Genomic DNA, 16162 nt, shown 5'->3' with positions numbered 1-16162 from the left:
ATATGATTCTATCAATTGTCAGGATGGCAATACATGCGCAGCACATTGCAATGACAGCAGAATACAGAGGGAGGAATATGAATTAGATTGAAGGCATCAGGAAGGAGCAGCCCGGATTTGAACTGGACGGTTCAGCTATCTGCGATTGCTCTATGATGGCACTGTTCCCTGGTGATCCACGATTTTAGACAGCAGAGCTGGCGGCGAAACCATTGGCCTGTGGGGTGGGAGAGCATTTGTCCCTGATACACGTATAACAGAATGGCTAAATACCGCGAACTGTTAAAAATCCGAGACTCTTTCCTCATGCCTTCAACAGCAAAGGGAAAATGATACAAATCAGAAACTAGCACTTGACATTGGCTTTTACATAACAGAGCATTGTTCAGGGGATTGTGCCGTTATTAAGGCGGCTGACCTTCAGGAGCCAACAGAGCTGATTCTGCAGATGGTGGACAGCTGGAAGACAGGTAATAATGTTGTTCTGGCAGTCAGAGCAGGCCGTGAAGAAGGTAAAGTACAGCGCGGCTTTGCGGATACATACTATAAGATTGTAAGAAAAATGGCATTGCCTGCCATGCCAGAGCATGGATTTGATGTATATCTGATCGATCGAAAGGTGATTGAAGTATTATCAAAGCTTGATGAAAAAAACAGTGCACTCACAGGGCAGATTCTCTGGAGTGGATTCAAGACAGGATATGTAGAATATGTCAGAAAAGCACGTGAAATTGGGACGAGCAGATGGACTTTGAAAAAGAAAATCCGTCTGGTGATGGACACATTGTTCAGCTTTTCAACAGTTCCGATTACGGTTGTAGAGATCATTGGTGCTCTTTCCTTTTTCGGGGCAGCAATCTGGGCAATTGTCGTTTTGATTTGTAAAATTGCAGGAAAAATCAGTGTCAGCGGCTGGACAACACTTTTCATCTTCAATTTGTTCAGTTTTGGCGTCATCATGCTGACATTAGGAATTCTGGGGGAATACCTTTGGAGAACATATGATGCTTCTATGGGCAGGCCGCCATATATCGTTGAAATCGATGCACAAAAAGACAAGAAAGACCCTGCGCGCAGATGAACAAATTGAACCAGCTTATTCATAGTGTTGTGATATTTCTGCTGAAAATCTTCCATAAGGAAAATGACCAGGCAAAAGTTGAATCTCTTTCTCAATTTGTGCGCTTTGGCATTGTCGGTTTGAGCAATACATTGATTTCATATCTGATCTATGCAGGAACACTGCTTATTTTCAAACATAATGGTGCATTTCCACATGCTGACTATTTGATATCCCAGACAGTGGCGTTTGTATTGAGTGTACTTTGGTCATTTCTCTGGAACAATAAATTTGTTTTTTCACTGAACGAAGGAGAGCATAGATCGATTATCAAATCATTATTGAAAACATATGTTTCCTATTCATTTACAGGTCTTTTTTTAAACAGCATACTGCTAGTTCTGTGGACGAAGTACTTTCATATCTCAGAGTTTGTATCACCAATATTGAACCTGATTATCAGCGTACCGCTGAATTTCTTGATCAACAAATATTGGGCATTTAAAAAGGCATGAATTATAATTTGTGCTATTGGGGAGGGAGAATATCCGGATGAATATATATAAAGCAGGATGTTTGGTGATCAGCCTGGTTCTCTTAGCAGTAATTCTTTATTCGGTCTGCACGAAGAAATATAAGGAAAAGACAGGCTTGTTTATATCGTTGATCGTCTTGCTGGGAGCAATATTTGTATATCATTCTTTTTTGTTTGGAAATACTTCCTTTTTCTATGCTACTTCAGATGGCAATGCATCTTACCTGCCGCGCTTTATGGAAATTATCCGAAGCCTGCGTAATGGCTGGAGCTGGTGGAGCTTTTCTATTGGGCTTGGTGCATCCGTACCCATTAATTCTCCAATCAGTTTTAATCCGTTGAATATTCCTCCTGTATTAGCAGGATATCTTTATGGAGAGAAAGCAATGGCTGTAACACTTGCCTGGATGCAGGTATTCAAGATGGGCCTTGCTGCTTTCTTTATGTATCATTTCCTGATTGAATTGGGCATCAAGAAAAATGGGGCGGCATATGGTGGAATCGTATATGCTTTTTCCGGAGTAATCATCTTAAGAGGATTCTGGCTGTTTTTTGCGGATGAATGTTATCTTGCCGCATTATTGTTCTATATAGTAGAACTTTTATACAAAAAGAATAAGTGGATCTGGACTGCCATTACAGTTACGCTTATTGGATTGTCATTAGGCGTATATTATCTTTATCTCTATGGTTTGATATTAGTGATCTACATCACAGCAAGATATTTTCTGGACGGGAATGATAAGAAGCAGTTTATTAAATATATTCTGAAATGTGCTGGCATTTATCTGCTTGGCATTGGTCTTTCTGCCGTGTATTCCATTGGCATTGATCTTGCGTCAATGCTGAATACAGCCAGAGCAGACAATGGTACAGCAGCAGCTGCAGGCTCATTGATTACAAATTGGAAAGTGGTATTGTCCGCACTGATGTCATTCTATGGAACAGATACCATGGGGACATTTGATCAATACAGCGGAATTCTGAATTATCTGGAACGGCCGCTGTTCTATATTGGTGTTGGAAGCATTCTTTTCAGTACTATCGCGCTTAAGAATGCAGACAGTAAGAAAAGAAAAGCTTATGCTCTATTCTTGGCTCTTGCTGCAGCGTATCTCCTGCTTCCGTTTGTAACAGATGTATTTAATTTGTTTATTTCAAATGTTGAACTTGGCGCACGCTCGTACCGCTTATCTTCGCTATGGATTGTAATTGGACTGGTCGTCATCAGCAGTGACGGATTTGAATCTTTCATTGAAAGAAAGTGCTCGAAAAAGCTCTATACTGCTGCGGGAATATTATCAGTGTTGTTGCTATTGGCTCTGTCATGGCTTTGCGCACATCATGCAGAGGCGGTTATCGATAAGAAAATGGTTTGCTTCAGTATTCTGATGTGTATTGTCTGGGTGATCCTGCCATTTTTTCTGAATTGGAATAAAAAGCATATCCTGGCACAGACACTCTGCATCGGGCTTGTCTTTATGGAGATGATCTATTCTGACAGAAATACAATTAGTGGCGCGGTTACGTATGCAACTGGCTATTACGGTTTGATGCAGGCAGATCCATTAGGATATTATGGTGAAGTAAATAACATTGTTTCATATTTGAAACAAACAGATCCAGGCTTTTACCGTATTGGCGGAATTCGAATCACTGCAGGCAATGCAAGGTACAGCAATCCAATGTACTTTGGATATGATGACAGCAGTTACTATACAAACATTGACAGCAGTACTTATCAATTCATGTCTCATTTTGCGTCAGAGTCATTTGATACAAATGAAGGCAGCAAGTATTCATTAGGAACAGGCGGCATTTCAGAGACGGCGGAGATAACAGCATACAAATATTTTGTCACAGTACAAGGTGCTGGAGCCGAATTGCCGCAGGGATATCAAAAAGTAAAAGAATTTGGCAGCCTGGTTCTGTACCAAAATGAGGTGCCGTTGTCGATTGGTATTGCTTATGACAGCTACGTTCTTGAGCAGGATCTAGAAAAGTATTCTGAGGATGAAAGAAGAAAACTGCTGATGCATGCTGCTGTCCTGGATACAGATTCAAAAGATCTGGAGAAATTATCCGACTCTGAGATTGCTGAAATTGCTGTGGATGATTCGTCTGACTATTTATTGGCGGCAAAGAAACTACAGCAGAATGGATTTGAATTAGATCGTTTTAAACCAGATCATATCACGGGGAAGATTACAGTTCAGAGAACTGCACAGTTGGTGTTCTCAATACCGGATGTGAAAGGATGGAGTCTTATTGTTGATGGGCATAAGGTGCCAGTTCAGCAATGTGACTATGGTTTGATCAGTACAAAGCTGGAAAGCGGAGAACATCAGATTGAACTTATTTACAGGATGCCCTTACTAAAATACGGAGCAGGTATATCTGTGATCTCTTTGGTTCTTCTTGGTATTATGCTGAGAATTGCACATCAAAAGAAGAATGCAGAAGAAGATCAACAAAGACGTTAATTTGACTCATTCCTATAGTATGATACAATCGAACACTATTGGATAATGCACTGCCTTGCAAAGTGAGACAGAGGGCCGCATCCAACATCAATTTAGCAGCTTGTTCAGGAGGCAATGGGAAATGGATCCTTCAAATGCAATAGAAATCAGGAATATGTCAAAAAGCTTTAAAGTGCAGCATGATGGTGCGAAGACTTTAAAGGAATTCCTGACAAAGAGACATAGAGGTAAAAAGCATCGGATTCAGGTGCTTAACGATATTAATCTGGATATTAAAAAGGGTGATACTGTTGGATTGATTGGCACAAACGGAAGCGGCAAATCAACCCTTTTGAAGCTGATTACAAAAATTATTTATCCTGATTCAGGCACAATCAAGACAGATGGTAAAGTAACATCACTGCTTGAACTAGGTGCTGGTTTTCATCCTGATTTTACAGGCAGAGAGAATATTTATTTTAATGCTGCTATTTTTGGGCTGACAGAGAAAGAGATTGACCAGAGAATTGATAAAATCATTGAATTTTCTGAGCTGGGTAAGTTTATTGATGAGCCGATCAGAACATATTCTTCTGGTATGTATATGCGCCTGGCCTTTTCCGTTGCTATTAACGTGGATGCAGATATTCTCCTGATTGATGAAATTCTGGCAGTTGGTGACCAGCATTTTCAGGAAAAGTGCTTTGAGAAGCTGCGGCAGCTTCGTGATGATGGCGGGAAGACAATTGTGATTGTTTCTCACAGCCTGGATATGGTTCGTGAATTGTGTACACGCGTTGTATGGCTGTATCATGGCAGTTTCCGCATGGATGGAACGCCTGGTATTGTTATTGATGAATACTTAAAGCAGGTTGCTCTGGATAATGTAGCTGAAAAGAAAAAGAAGATTCAGGAAAGCGGTGCGTCGTATTCAGGTTTGGTATATATTGATGGTCCACGGAATTATACACATTTCAGTGATCAGACAAGTAAGATGCCGATTGGCGGCTGGAAAGTCAGCGACTGTGAGAATGCTGTTTTTGAAGTGAAAATTGGTAATAAAATGGTTACTGATCTGGAGCCGATGAGACGCGATGATGTTGTTCAGATTTATTCGGAAGAATACGGCGGCTTTATGGATCCGGATACTGTTGGCTGGACAAAAGGTATTGATATGAAAGATTACCTTAATCAGCGTGATGATCAGAACAGAATCACGGTTTCTGCAACCTTAAAAGATGATCAGGGTAATGTGATCGCATATAAAGATGTATATGTAGTTTATGATGGAGAAAAAGAAGCAGCATGAATGAATTCAGAGAACTATATAAATACAGGGAATTGTTAAAGACCAGTGTGAAAAAGGAGCTCAGAGGAAAGTATAAGGCATCAATCCTCGGGGTACTTTGGTCATTTATCAATCCGCTGCTGCAGGTACTCGTATATGCAATTGTTTTTCCGTACCTGTTGAATAATACTGGTGATAATTACCTGATTTATCTGGTAACAGGTATTATTCCCTGGACTTTTTTCTCGACGGTAATTACCCAGTGTGTCGTATCCATCAAGAGCAATTCTGGCATTATCAAGAAGGTATATTTTCCGCGTGAAATTCTGCCTCTTGCGACTGCAATCAGCGGAATTATCAACTTCTTTATTTCATGTATTATCATCATTGTTTTCTGTATGATCTTTGGTGTCGGTGTAAGCTGGCATATCATCTTTGTACCATTGATTGCATTGATCGAAGGTGTTTTCGCTTTGGGAATTGGTATGTTGTTAGGTGCAATGGATGCTTACATCCAGGATCTTGAATATATCGTGAATTTCCTGCTGACGCTTGCAATGTATGGCGCTCCGATTATTTATCGAATTGAAACATTCTCTTCTACATCAAAACTGGTTAAGCTGATTAATTTAAACCCGGTTACACATATTATCAATTCCTATCGTGATGTATTTCTCAACCATCAGATCCCCGATATGAGAATTATGGGTATATTAGCAATTATTGCGGCCGTGACTCTTGCGATTGGCTGGTTTGTTTTCAGCAAGCTTGAAAAAGGATTCGCTGAGCAGTTCTGAGGTGTACTTCAATGAAGATATATTATCATTTTGAGGATTTGAGAATACAGAAGCTTGGGGGACATGATACGCTGATGATCAGCGGCTGGTGCTTTGGGGAGAATCATAAGCTGCCAGCCATCAGTATCAAAGTGAATGGGAAATACATTCAATTTGAATATAAAGATATCTTACGATATGACATCATGAGAAAGTACAGTCTTTCTGATGAATTAATGTTCTGTGGTTTTAAGATACAGAATAATGATGTTGAGCCAATTAAATCGCTGGTCATTGAAGCCTATGATGGAGAGAAGAATCATACATTATTTAAGCTGTCCGGGCCAAGATTGAAACAGTATTCCTTTTCAAATGATATATTATTTTCAATTGATGGAATTTTACATGATGATAAGAAAAATCTCTGGGTAGTCAGCGGATGGTGCCATTCCGCAAGCAGAAAGCCGCTTGTGCTTTCCGTTTATGACAGTGAATCCGGAGATTTAATAGAGTATACAGAGAAAAAAATATTGCGTAACGATCTCTACGATTTTTCAATCGTGCCATATGAGGATCGAAAATGTGGCTTTGAAATCAAATATCCTGGCAATTTAGATCAGAAGACAGTATTGACAATCAGTGATGGCTTGGACAGTGTGACGGTTAATGTCCTTCACCGTTATCAGAAAGCACATGGTGTTCATTCTTTCAAAGATATCAGTGAAAGAATTATTGGAATATCTCTTATCGATATCCTTCGTCATATTCATAACAGTGGTTTCTCCGGATATAAGAAAATTTATTTTGATTCCAAGAAGATCAATACTTATAACAAATGGTTCTTGCTGCACCGTGTGTCTAAGAAAGAATTGCAGGAACAAAGAAAGCATGTTTTTACATATAATCCCTTGATTTCTATTCTTGTTCCGACTTTTAATACGCCTGAAAAGCTGCTTGTTGAAATGATTGAATCGGTAAGAAACCAAAGCTATTCAAATTGGGAACTGTGTATTGCGGATGGCAGTGATGCTGGCAATCCTGCCAAGCAGATAATTTCTGATTATCAAAAGAAAGATCCGCGCATCAAAGTGAAATATCTTAATGATAATTATGGTATTTCTGGCAACACAAATAAGGCGTTGGAACTGGCAGAAGGTGAATATACAGCTCTGTTTGATCATGATGATTTGCTGGAAGAAAATGCGCTGTATGAGATTGTAAGAGCGCTTCAGAATAAAAAATATTCCGTCATATATACAGATGAAGATAAGTTGAATAATGAAACCGGCATTTTTGATGATCCAAATATGAAGCCTGATTTTTCGCCGGATCAGCTTTGCTCCAATAATTACATCACGCATTTCTTTGTCGCCAGAACAGAGATTGTAAGAAAGGTTGGAGGTTTCAGAAGTTCCTTTGATGGATCACAGGATTATGATCTGATTTTCAGGTGTGTAGAGAATGCTGAGTCTGTATATCATATTCCCAAGGTGCTTTATCACTGGCGGATTCATGAAGGATCAACGGCTTCTGATCCATCTGCGAAGATGTATTGCTATGAAGCGGGAAAAAATGCAATTCAGGCACATTATCAACGTTTTGGCATCGATGCACATGTTGAAATGATGCCGAATGGACTCTGGGGATTGTACCGCACTAGGTTTGATCTGAAAGAAAATCCGCTGGTATCTGTTATTATTGCTGCTCAGAATAATCAAAAATTATTAGAAAAATGCATAGCATCTCTTAACAGCATTAATCTGTATCATAATATTGAGATTATTATCAGCTGCAGCAAAGACAATGATATTCTTCATCATCAGTCTGCAGGTTACAAGTATGCAGCATATGAGGGAAAATACAGCAGTCCTGCTGCATACAATGCTGGTGCAGAGCTTGCTGCAGGAAAATATCTGCTGTTCTTGAATGAAACAATTGAAATGATCAACCCGGAATCTATCAGTGAGCTTGTTGGTGACCTTGAATGCAATCATAGGGGAATCGCAGGTGCAAAGCTCCTGTTTGACGATCGTACTGTTGAGCATGCAGGAATTATTATCGAACGTAACAATCTTACCAGTTATGTGCTGACGGGTCAGGCAGATAAGGATTTTGGCTATCAGATGCGGGCTATTGTCAGATGCAATTACAGTGCTGTAACCTCAAAATGCATGCTGATCAGCAAAGACCTTTTCCATGAGCTGCATGGCTTTGACGTAGAAATGGGGGAGCGCTTGTCTGATGTCGATCTGTGCCTGAGAGCAAGAAGACTTGGTCAATACATTGTATATGATCCTTTCTCAAAATGGTTTAATCATGTTGGCAAGTCCTCTCTGTATTTGAAGAAAGAATTCGATGCGGATGAAAAGATAAGATCAGAAGCATTATTCAGAGAAAGATGGAAGGACCTTCTGGATGCAGGTGATCCATTCTATAATCCAAATCTTGCAATGCAGGACAGTGTGATCACTTTATAAATGATGGGTGGTTATGATGAAATTTAACGTACATGTAAAAAACAGTAATATATATCAAGCTGGTAACAGCAGATACCTGTTCCTTCAGTTGGAAGTTGAGAGTGATGAAAAGTATTTTGTCATGCATGCTGAAATTGATGGAGAAAAGTATGAACCGACAGAGCTGTTTGAATTTGCGGACGAAATTTATTCTGCCTGGTTTTATATTCGCCTTTCTGATCAGCAGGATCTGAATGAGATTGCTCTTATCAGTCATTGTAGGAATGGCAGTGTCAAAAGAGATCAATTGGAAACCGCTGATATTCCAGTCAGATCAATAATTGGTGATATCTATGGTGTCAGTGAGTTCAAGAACTATACACAGATTTCAGGATGGAGCTTTTCCTATCTGGGCGGGGAGAAGTATTCGATCACGGATGAAAGTGGAAACGAACAGAAAATTTCTGTCAGAAATACAGTCTTCCAGAGGACAATTGAATCTGGTATTACAGATACAGATAATGCATTAAGCGTTGGCTTCCTGATTACATTTACACCTATGAAGGGAGCTAAATATTTTCTGAATATTGAAGATGGTGCATCAAAGCTTTCTATTCCTGTGAAAAAAGACATGATCAGTGAGCCAGGTTTTTCCTTCGTAAGATTGGTGAAGGCAATGACCAAAGAAAACATTGATAAAGGTGTTAAATATCTGCATGAGTATGGTTTCAAGGGATTTGGACACAAGGTGCTGAATGCGAGGTTAGAGAAATTTGATTACGATGCATGGTTTTATCGCAATCGTGCGCAGCAGATCGAACTTGAAAAAGAGAGGGCCCATGTTTTTTCGTATGCCCCTAAGATCAGTATTTTAGTTCCAACATATAACACCCCCATAGATTTGTTTGAAGAGATGATTCATTCAGTATTAAATCAGTCATATTCTAATTGGGAACTATGTATCGCTGATGCCAGTGATAAGGATAATGATATCAGGTTGAAGTTAAAGCAATACCAGGACAGTGACCCTCGTATTAAAGTTACGTTCCTGAGCGAAAATAAGGGCATTTCTGGAAATACCAACGAAGCATTAACACTGGCAGCGGGTGAGTATACAGCGCTGTTTGATCATGATGATCTGCTTGAGCCTGACTGTTTGTACCAGATTGTAAAGTCAGTTCAGAATACGCATTATGATGTTTTATATACAGATGAAGACAAGTATAATGATGATTCTGGCAGATATGAAGATCCAAACTTGAAACCTGATTTTGATCCGGATCTGTTTCTGTCACATAACTACATAACTCACTTTTTTGCTGTAAAGAAAGAAATTATTGATGCCGTAGGCGGCTTCCGCCCTAAGTTTGACGGCTCTCAGGATTATGATGTTATGCTGAGATGCATTGAAAAATCACATGATGTGTATCATATTCCAAAGATTCTTTATCATTGGCGCATGCATGAGGGTTCTACGGCACTGGATCCAGAAAGCAAAATGTACTGCTATGTTGCTGGCAAAAATGCATTGGATGAACATTTTGAAAGAACGGGAATCAATGCAAAAGCAGAGATCATGCCTAAACCTTATTGGGGAATGTACCATATTCATTACAGTACTGGGAATAATCCACTTATTTCCATTATTATTCCAAGCTGTGATCATGTGGATCTCTTGAAAAACTGCATTCAGTCAATCATAAATGTGAGCACATATAGAGACTTTGAAATTCTGATTATCGAAAATAATTCTAAGAATCAGGATACCTTTGCATATTATGATGCTGTTCAGAAGGAACACAGCAATGTTCATGTCTATGCTTGGAAATCAGATGCAGGGTTCAACTACAGTTCGATTAATAACTTTGGTGTAGAGAAAGCAAAGGGAGAATACCTGCTTCTGTTAAATAATGACACTGAGATGGTTTCTCCGGATGCACTTACTGAAATGCTTGGCGTTTGCATGCGTGAAGACGTTGGCTGCGTTGGAGCAAAACTATTATACAAAGACGATACAGTTCAGCATGCAGGTGTTGTTGCAGGATTTTCTGGTTTCGCTGGTCATGTATTTACTGGCATTGGTAAAAAAGATTTAGGCTTTATGATGCGGGCAATGCTGAATGGTGATTATTGCGCGGTGACAGGTGCGTGCCTGATGACTAAGAAAGATATATATCAGGCTGTTGGCGGCCTTGATGAGGATCTTAGAGTCGCAGGAAATGATATTGATTACTGCCTGAAAGTACGCAGTATCAATAAGCTTGTTGTCTATAATGCTTTTGCTCTCTGGCATCATTATGAATCAAAGTCACGGGGGTATGAAGATGATTTTGAACATGTGCAGAGATTCGACCATGAAATTCAGATATTTCAGAGAAAGTGGCATTCACTCCTTTCCAAGGGAGATCCGTACTATAATAAGAACTTCAGGATTGAAGACGGGCCATATATTTTGAAATAAACAGGTGGAAATATACATATGGCGAAGAACATCAAAATGAGTACAAGAGATGTAAAGATCTCAATGATATTTTTTGAAATAATAAACATCGCATTTATGGTGTTGTTGATGCGAGGAGTTTATTATCCGCTATTGTCTATAAAAAGACTAATATTTATTGTTTTCCTATGGATTTTAGCGATTATTTTGCCTTTTCTTATTAACAAACTTTTTCCCAGAAAATTAACTGTGCAATATAAGCAATTCGTTTCATTATTAAAAGAGTTGCCGTCGCACAAGATGCAGATATTACTTTTTTTACTGGAAACAATTATTATCATTGTAATTTCAGTATTGCTTGGAAAAGTACTTCAAAACATTCTCCATATTGATTTACTAGCAACGCATCAGATGTTCATCTTTTCAATATTATTTTTGTTGTATATTTCCAGATTCTATATTAAGGGATCAAATAGGCCAGAACAGTTATTCCTGGTTTTCCTGTTAGTTACAGGCATGTTTTATATAACAGTTACTCCTGTTGATGTTGGAATATCCGCTGACGATGGAATACATTATTCTAGAGCGACAAATATTGTAGAAATTATCCAGGGGACTGATGTTCAGTCAAGCAAAGAAATCATGACCCGGGAGACAATTGGCGCAAAAGAAAAATTTACACTTTCTGAAGGAGAAAGAAATGCCTATTATCAGAAATTGAATGATGAATCCAATATTCAGATTACAAGAGGAGGCATTCAGTACCTTGGAGTATACTCGATCACATATATTCCATATGTGATTGGCATGATTGTAGGTAAAGGATTATCGTTAACATTTACAATTACGTTTAAATTAGCAAAGTTTGTTAACCTGCTTTGTTATGGTCTGATCATTTATTTTGCAATGAAAAAACTCCGGATTGGAAAAATTGCGCTTGCAGCTGTTGGTCTGATTCCTGAAGTAATATTCATGGCATGCTCTTATTCATATGATCCTTGGGTAATTGCATTTACATTGTATGGTTTCAGCTATTTTATCTATTTTTTACAAAACAAAGATGCTAAAGTCAAACGTAAAGATGTGTTCTTAATGCTTGGTGCGTATATCGTAGGATGTTTGCCAAAAGCAACATACTTTATTTTGATGCTTCCGCTTTTCTTTCTTCCTCGTCAATCATTTGAAAGCAAAAGAAGCCACCGAAAATATCTTTTAGCAGTTCTGTTTTCTGGATTATTTTTAGTAGGAACTTTCATGCTGCCTATGCTTCTCAATGGTGCTGGTACTGGGGATGTCAGAGGCGGAACAGATGTAAATGCAACGGAACAAATTAAGTTTATATTGAATAATCCCACGCAGTTTATTTTGATCTTGACAAGGTTTTTGGCCAATTATCTTTCGCTGGATACTTCTGGTGGATACACTGTTTATCTCCAATATGTGGGAGAAGGAATGTTTGCAACATTAACAATCTGCTTGTTGATTGGGATTACACTGCTGGACAAGAAGGGAAGAAAAACGAAAACAAGAACAATATTAGTAATGACAGTTCTTGCTTCGCTGTTAGCAAATGCGTTATCGGCAATTGCTCTATATATCTCATTTACAGCTGTTGGATCCGACACTGTTGCTGGATGTCAATGGAGATATATTCTGCCAACATTATTCCCAGTGCTATATATGATGTCTCCTGACTTAATAGATAATAAGATACCTGAGGAACAGTTCACGACAGTTTCTTTAGTTTTAGTTTGTTTGATTTCAGTAACTAACTATTATCTAGGGATTATGATGCTGTTTTGACAACTGGACAATAAATAATAAGCATTTGTGGTTATTACGTATTGAAGTATGTTTTGGAGATATAATGGACGAGAGTAATCAATTGCAGAATTTGGCGTTGCAGGTTTCAGGTATGTAAGTAAGGTATTTGTAATTTCAGGGGAATTGGAGAAAGTCATGTTGAAGAAAAAACATTGGGGTCTTTTTGCCGCATCAGTAATAGTGATGCTTTTGATAGTATTGAGATGCCTTCGATCCTATGATGCTGCTCCTGGTATATTCTGGAAAAGGTTTCAGATTATTCTGCTTTTTGAGGTTTATATAGCAGCAAACTGTTTTTATGGAATCCGTCGATTACATGACTTTATCTATCGGCATCGACTGATATTATGCATATTACTATTAATGTTTTGTGTAGCAAATAAATTCAATAATTCCTCGATTACAATGTGGGATTTCTATATTGAACCAGGTAAAGGGTCTCAATATATCCATCCAATATTTGGAAATCCCAGAGCAATTAGATCTGATGAGTGGATGGTAAATGTACCACGCATGATGTCCGGTTATTTTGCATCCAACTATGGAAAATATAATGATATTGTGATGGCTGCTAAGTTCAGCAACTTATCATCATCTGGTTTTTTCCGAGATTATGGTGCACTGGCAGTCCCGCATGCATATGGATATTATCTTTTAGGACCCGAATATGGTCTTTCTTTCAGCTGGTCATTCAGAATGATTTTTGGCATGCTGTTTTCCTTTGAACTTTGCATGATGATCAGTAACAAAAATCGTTTACTGTCTCTGCTTGGTGCTTCATTGATATGGTTTTCACCTTTTAACATGTGGTGGTCAATCAGCCAGCCGATGATGAGCTGCATTGCCTCAATAGTATTATTTAATTACTTTATCACAGTAGAAAACTGGAAAAAGCGATTTATCTTTGGCATTTTGCTGGCATTATCCGGAGCTGATTTTATTGTGGGATTGTATCCAGCCTGGCAGGTTCCTTTTGGCTGGATCATGATTGGATTCATGATCTGTATCATCATATCAAATTGGGATAATATCCGAAATTTTCGAAAAGCTGATTGGCTGGTTTTTGTATTCTGTCTGTGTTTTATGATCAGTATTGCGGGCAGGTATTTATATAACGAGCTTGACTATATAGCTGCAGTAGGAAATACAGTATACCCTGGCAAAAGAGTCAGCTATGGAGGTTTCTCTCTTTTGAAGACGCAAGGATATCTGGCTGCAGTTCTTTCGATATTTAATTACAGCACAAATCCAAGCGAAATGGGGTGCTTCTATTGCGCTTTCCCACTCGGGTTTATTCTTCTTGTCATTCAGTTAATTCATGAGAAACAAAAGAACATTTTTCATGTAATGCTGGTAGTGATTGGAAGTGTACTTACGTTGTACTGCAGTATTCATTTACCGAAAATGATCGTAAAACTTTTCATGCTAACTTACTCCACTCCTTCACGTGCAGTGGATGTATTGGGCTTCTTATCTGTTCTGGCTTTGGTATCTTCGTTATCGTCAATGTATAACAGCCATGCAAAACTGGATATGCTGTCAAGCATAATCATAGCGTCTGGTTGTGTTATTCCTGCAGTAATCATCAGTATCCCACTAGTTAGTGGCAATAAAAATATTCTTGCTGTCTATGTGTTAGGAATTATCACATTTGTGTCAATTATGTTATTAATTCATGATGGCAGAATATATGTCAGAAAATATTTGATTACATTTGCTACAGCCTGTATGGCAATAAATGGTCTTCTTGTAAATCCAATTTTATCAGGTACAGATGTAATAACAACAAAGCCTCTGTATACAGTGATTCGTGATATTGTAAAAAAAGATCCAGAAGCCAGGTGGATCACACTGGACGATTCAGTATATTCCCAGTATTTAATTTCCTGTGGAGCCAGAACAATAAATTCCGTAAATTTTGTACCGAATTTTGAATTGTGGAAAAAGATAGATCTTGAAAATGTATTTAGAGATGTATGGGATAGATATGCTCATATGGCAATTCATTTAAGTGAAGCAGAACGATTTGATGTTAGATTGAATTATCCTGACAGTATTACAGTTGATGTTGATGAAAAATCATTTGAGAAAATGGATGTCAACTATATCCTTAGTGTAAAGCCAGTTATGGATAAAAAGTGGGAAGATAAATTTGATAACGTATATGAGGAAAATGGGCTTTATATTTATCAAGTAAAAAAATAGAAGATTATATAGCAAAAAGGAGGATAATTATACAGGTCTATAAATATGGTGAGCAATATGAAGAGTTTAGTGATTATTCCTGCATATAACGAAAGTGAAAATATAAAGAATACTGTGCAAACATTAATGGAAAAAGCACCTCAATTTGATTATGTTGTTGTCAATGATCATTCTAAAGATGACACGTTGAAGATACTTCAGGAAAATCATATCAATTATATCAATCTGCCAACTAATTTAGGCATTGGTGGAGCGGTACAGACTGGATATCAGTATGCATATGAAAATGGCTATGATATGGCTGTACAGGTTGATGGAGATGGGCAGCATGATCCTGCATATTTGAGTCAACTTGTCGAAACGATGCAAAAAGAAGATGCTGATATGGTAATCGGCTCGCGATTTATTAATAAAGAGGGATTTCAGTCTAGTTTTGCCAGAAGGGTAGGCATCAATTATTTTTCTCATTTAATTAAGCAGCTGACAGGAAAAACAATTACTGATCCAACATCTGGATTTCGGCTTGCAAATAGAAGGGTGATTGCGTTGTTTGCACAGGATTATCCAAGAGATTATCCTGAGCCTGAGAGCATTGTTGCTTTATTAAAGAGAGGGCTTAAAGTGGTGGAGGCTCCTGTTGTAATGAAAGAAAGGCAGGGAGGACAGTCTTCAATACGATTACAGAATTCTATTTATTATATGATCAAGGTTACAATCGCAATTCTGATAGAAAATATGCGGAAATATTAATAGGGTGGGATTATGAGTACAAAGCTTAGACTTGTATTATTGGTTCTGTTGTTAATAGCATTTGTTATGTTAATCAAGCAGATAAAAAATGGAAAACTTTTGTTGAAATATTCATTATCCTGGATGTTTCTGCTGATTGGTTTGACAATCTTTCTTCTTTTTCCCGGGTTATTGGGATGGATTACCAGAGGAATGGGAGTTCAATTGCCTATTAACATGGTGTTCTTCCTTGGCTTTCTGTTTATGATATTAATTGTATATCGGTTGACTGAGGCTATTTCCTTACAGTCAATCGAAATTAAAGAACTTGCGCAGAAGATCGCATTGCTAGAAAAAGAAAATAGAAAAAACAGGAAAGAGTAGTTT

General features: G+C 38.2%; 11 protein-coding genes. All 11 read left to right on the top strand.

The features are described from left to right. The first annotated feature begins 448 nt into the window (after window positions 1-448). The 11 genes from MOZ60_RS07600 to MOZ60_RS07550 all read left to right on the top strand — a co-directional run bounded on the left by MOZ60_RS07600 (window position 449) and on the right by MOZ60_RS07550 (window position 16159). A complete protein-coding gene (locus MOZ60_RS07600) occupies window positions 449-1081 on the top strand; it encodes a hypothetical protein (RefSeq protein WP_370596208.1) in 633 nt (210 codons plus the stop codon). Further along, window positions 1078-1575 (top strand): GtrA family protein, encoded by a 498-nt coding sequence (locus MOZ60_RS07595; RefSeq protein WP_370596207.1) that lies wholly within the window; start codon window positions 1078-1080, stop codon window positions 1573-1575. The genes MOZ60_RS07600 and MOZ60_RS07595 overlap by 4 nt, the downstream gene beginning before the upstream one ends. A 37-nt stretch (window positions 1576-1612) precedes the next feature. After that, window positions 1613-4078 (top strand): YfhO family protein, encoded by a 2466-nt coding sequence (locus tag MOZ60_RS07590; RefSeq protein WP_370596206.1) that lies wholly within the window; start codon window positions 1613-1615, stop codon window positions 4076-4078. A gap of 121 nt (window positions 4079-4199) precedes the next feature. Then, a complete protein-coding gene (locus MOZ60_RS07585) occupies window positions 4200-5366 on the top strand; it encodes an ABC transporter ATP-binding protein (RefSeq protein WP_370596205.1) in 1167 nt (388 codons plus the stop codon). After that, window positions 5363-6142, top strand: coding sequence for an ABC transporter permease (locus tag MOZ60_RS07580; RefSeq protein WP_370596204.1), 780 nt, complete (start codon window positions 5363-5365; stop codon window positions 6140-6142). The genes MOZ60_RS07585 and MOZ60_RS07580 overlap by 4 nt, the downstream gene beginning before the upstream one ends. Window positions 6143-6153: 11 nt before the next feature. Then, window positions 6154-8598 carry a glycosyltransferase family 2 protein gene (locus MOZ60_RS07575; protein WP_370596203.1) on the top strand — a complete coding sequence of 815 codons (2445 nt, stop codon included), beginning with the start codon at window positions 6154-6156 and terminating at the stop codon, window positions 8596-8598. Window positions 8599-8611: 13 nt separating this feature from the next. Next, the gene (locus MOZ60_RS07570) at window positions 8612-11038 is read left to right on the top strand and encodes a glycosyltransferase family 2 protein (protein WP_370596202.1); all 2427 of its coding nucleotides are present in this window, start codon (window positions 8612-8614) and stop codon (window positions 11036-11038) included. An 18-nt stretch (window positions 11039-11056) separates the two neighbouring features. Next, entirely contained in the window at window positions 11057-12820 is a 1764-nt protein-coding gene (locus MOZ60_RS07565; RefSeq protein ID WP_370596201.1) for a DUF2142 domain-containing protein, read from the top strand. A gap of 156 nt (window positions 12821-12976) precedes the next feature. Beyond that, window positions 12977-15046 (top strand): DUF7657 domain-containing protein, encoded by a 2070-nt coding sequence (locus MOZ60_RS07560; RefSeq protein WP_370596200.1) that lies wholly within the window; start codon window positions 12977-12979, stop codon window positions 15044-15046. A gap of 57 nt (window positions 15047-15103) precedes the next feature. Next, window positions 15104-15796, top strand: coding sequence for a glycosyltransferase family 2 protein (locus MOZ60_RS07555; protein WP_370596199.1), 693 nt, complete (start codon window positions 15104-15106; stop codon window positions 15794-15796). A 12-nt stretch (window positions 15797-15808) separates the two neighbouring features. Further along, complete coding sequence (locus MOZ60_RS07550; protein ID WP_370596198.1) at window positions 15809-16159, top strand: DUF2304 domain-containing protein; 351 nt, start codon at window positions 15809-15811, stop codon at window positions 16157-16159. Window positions 16160-16162: the final 3 nt, after the last annotated feature.

It is taken from the genome of Grylomicrobium aquisgranense (genome assembly GCF_033971865.1).
In the GTDB taxonomy this organism is placed as follows: Bacteria; Bacillota_I; Bacilli_A; order Erysipelotrichales; family Erysipelotrichaceae; genus Bulleidia; species Bulleidia massiliensis.
Note: the sequence above shows the minus strand (reverse complement) of the source record. Positions and strands in the feature narration are given on the sequence as shown.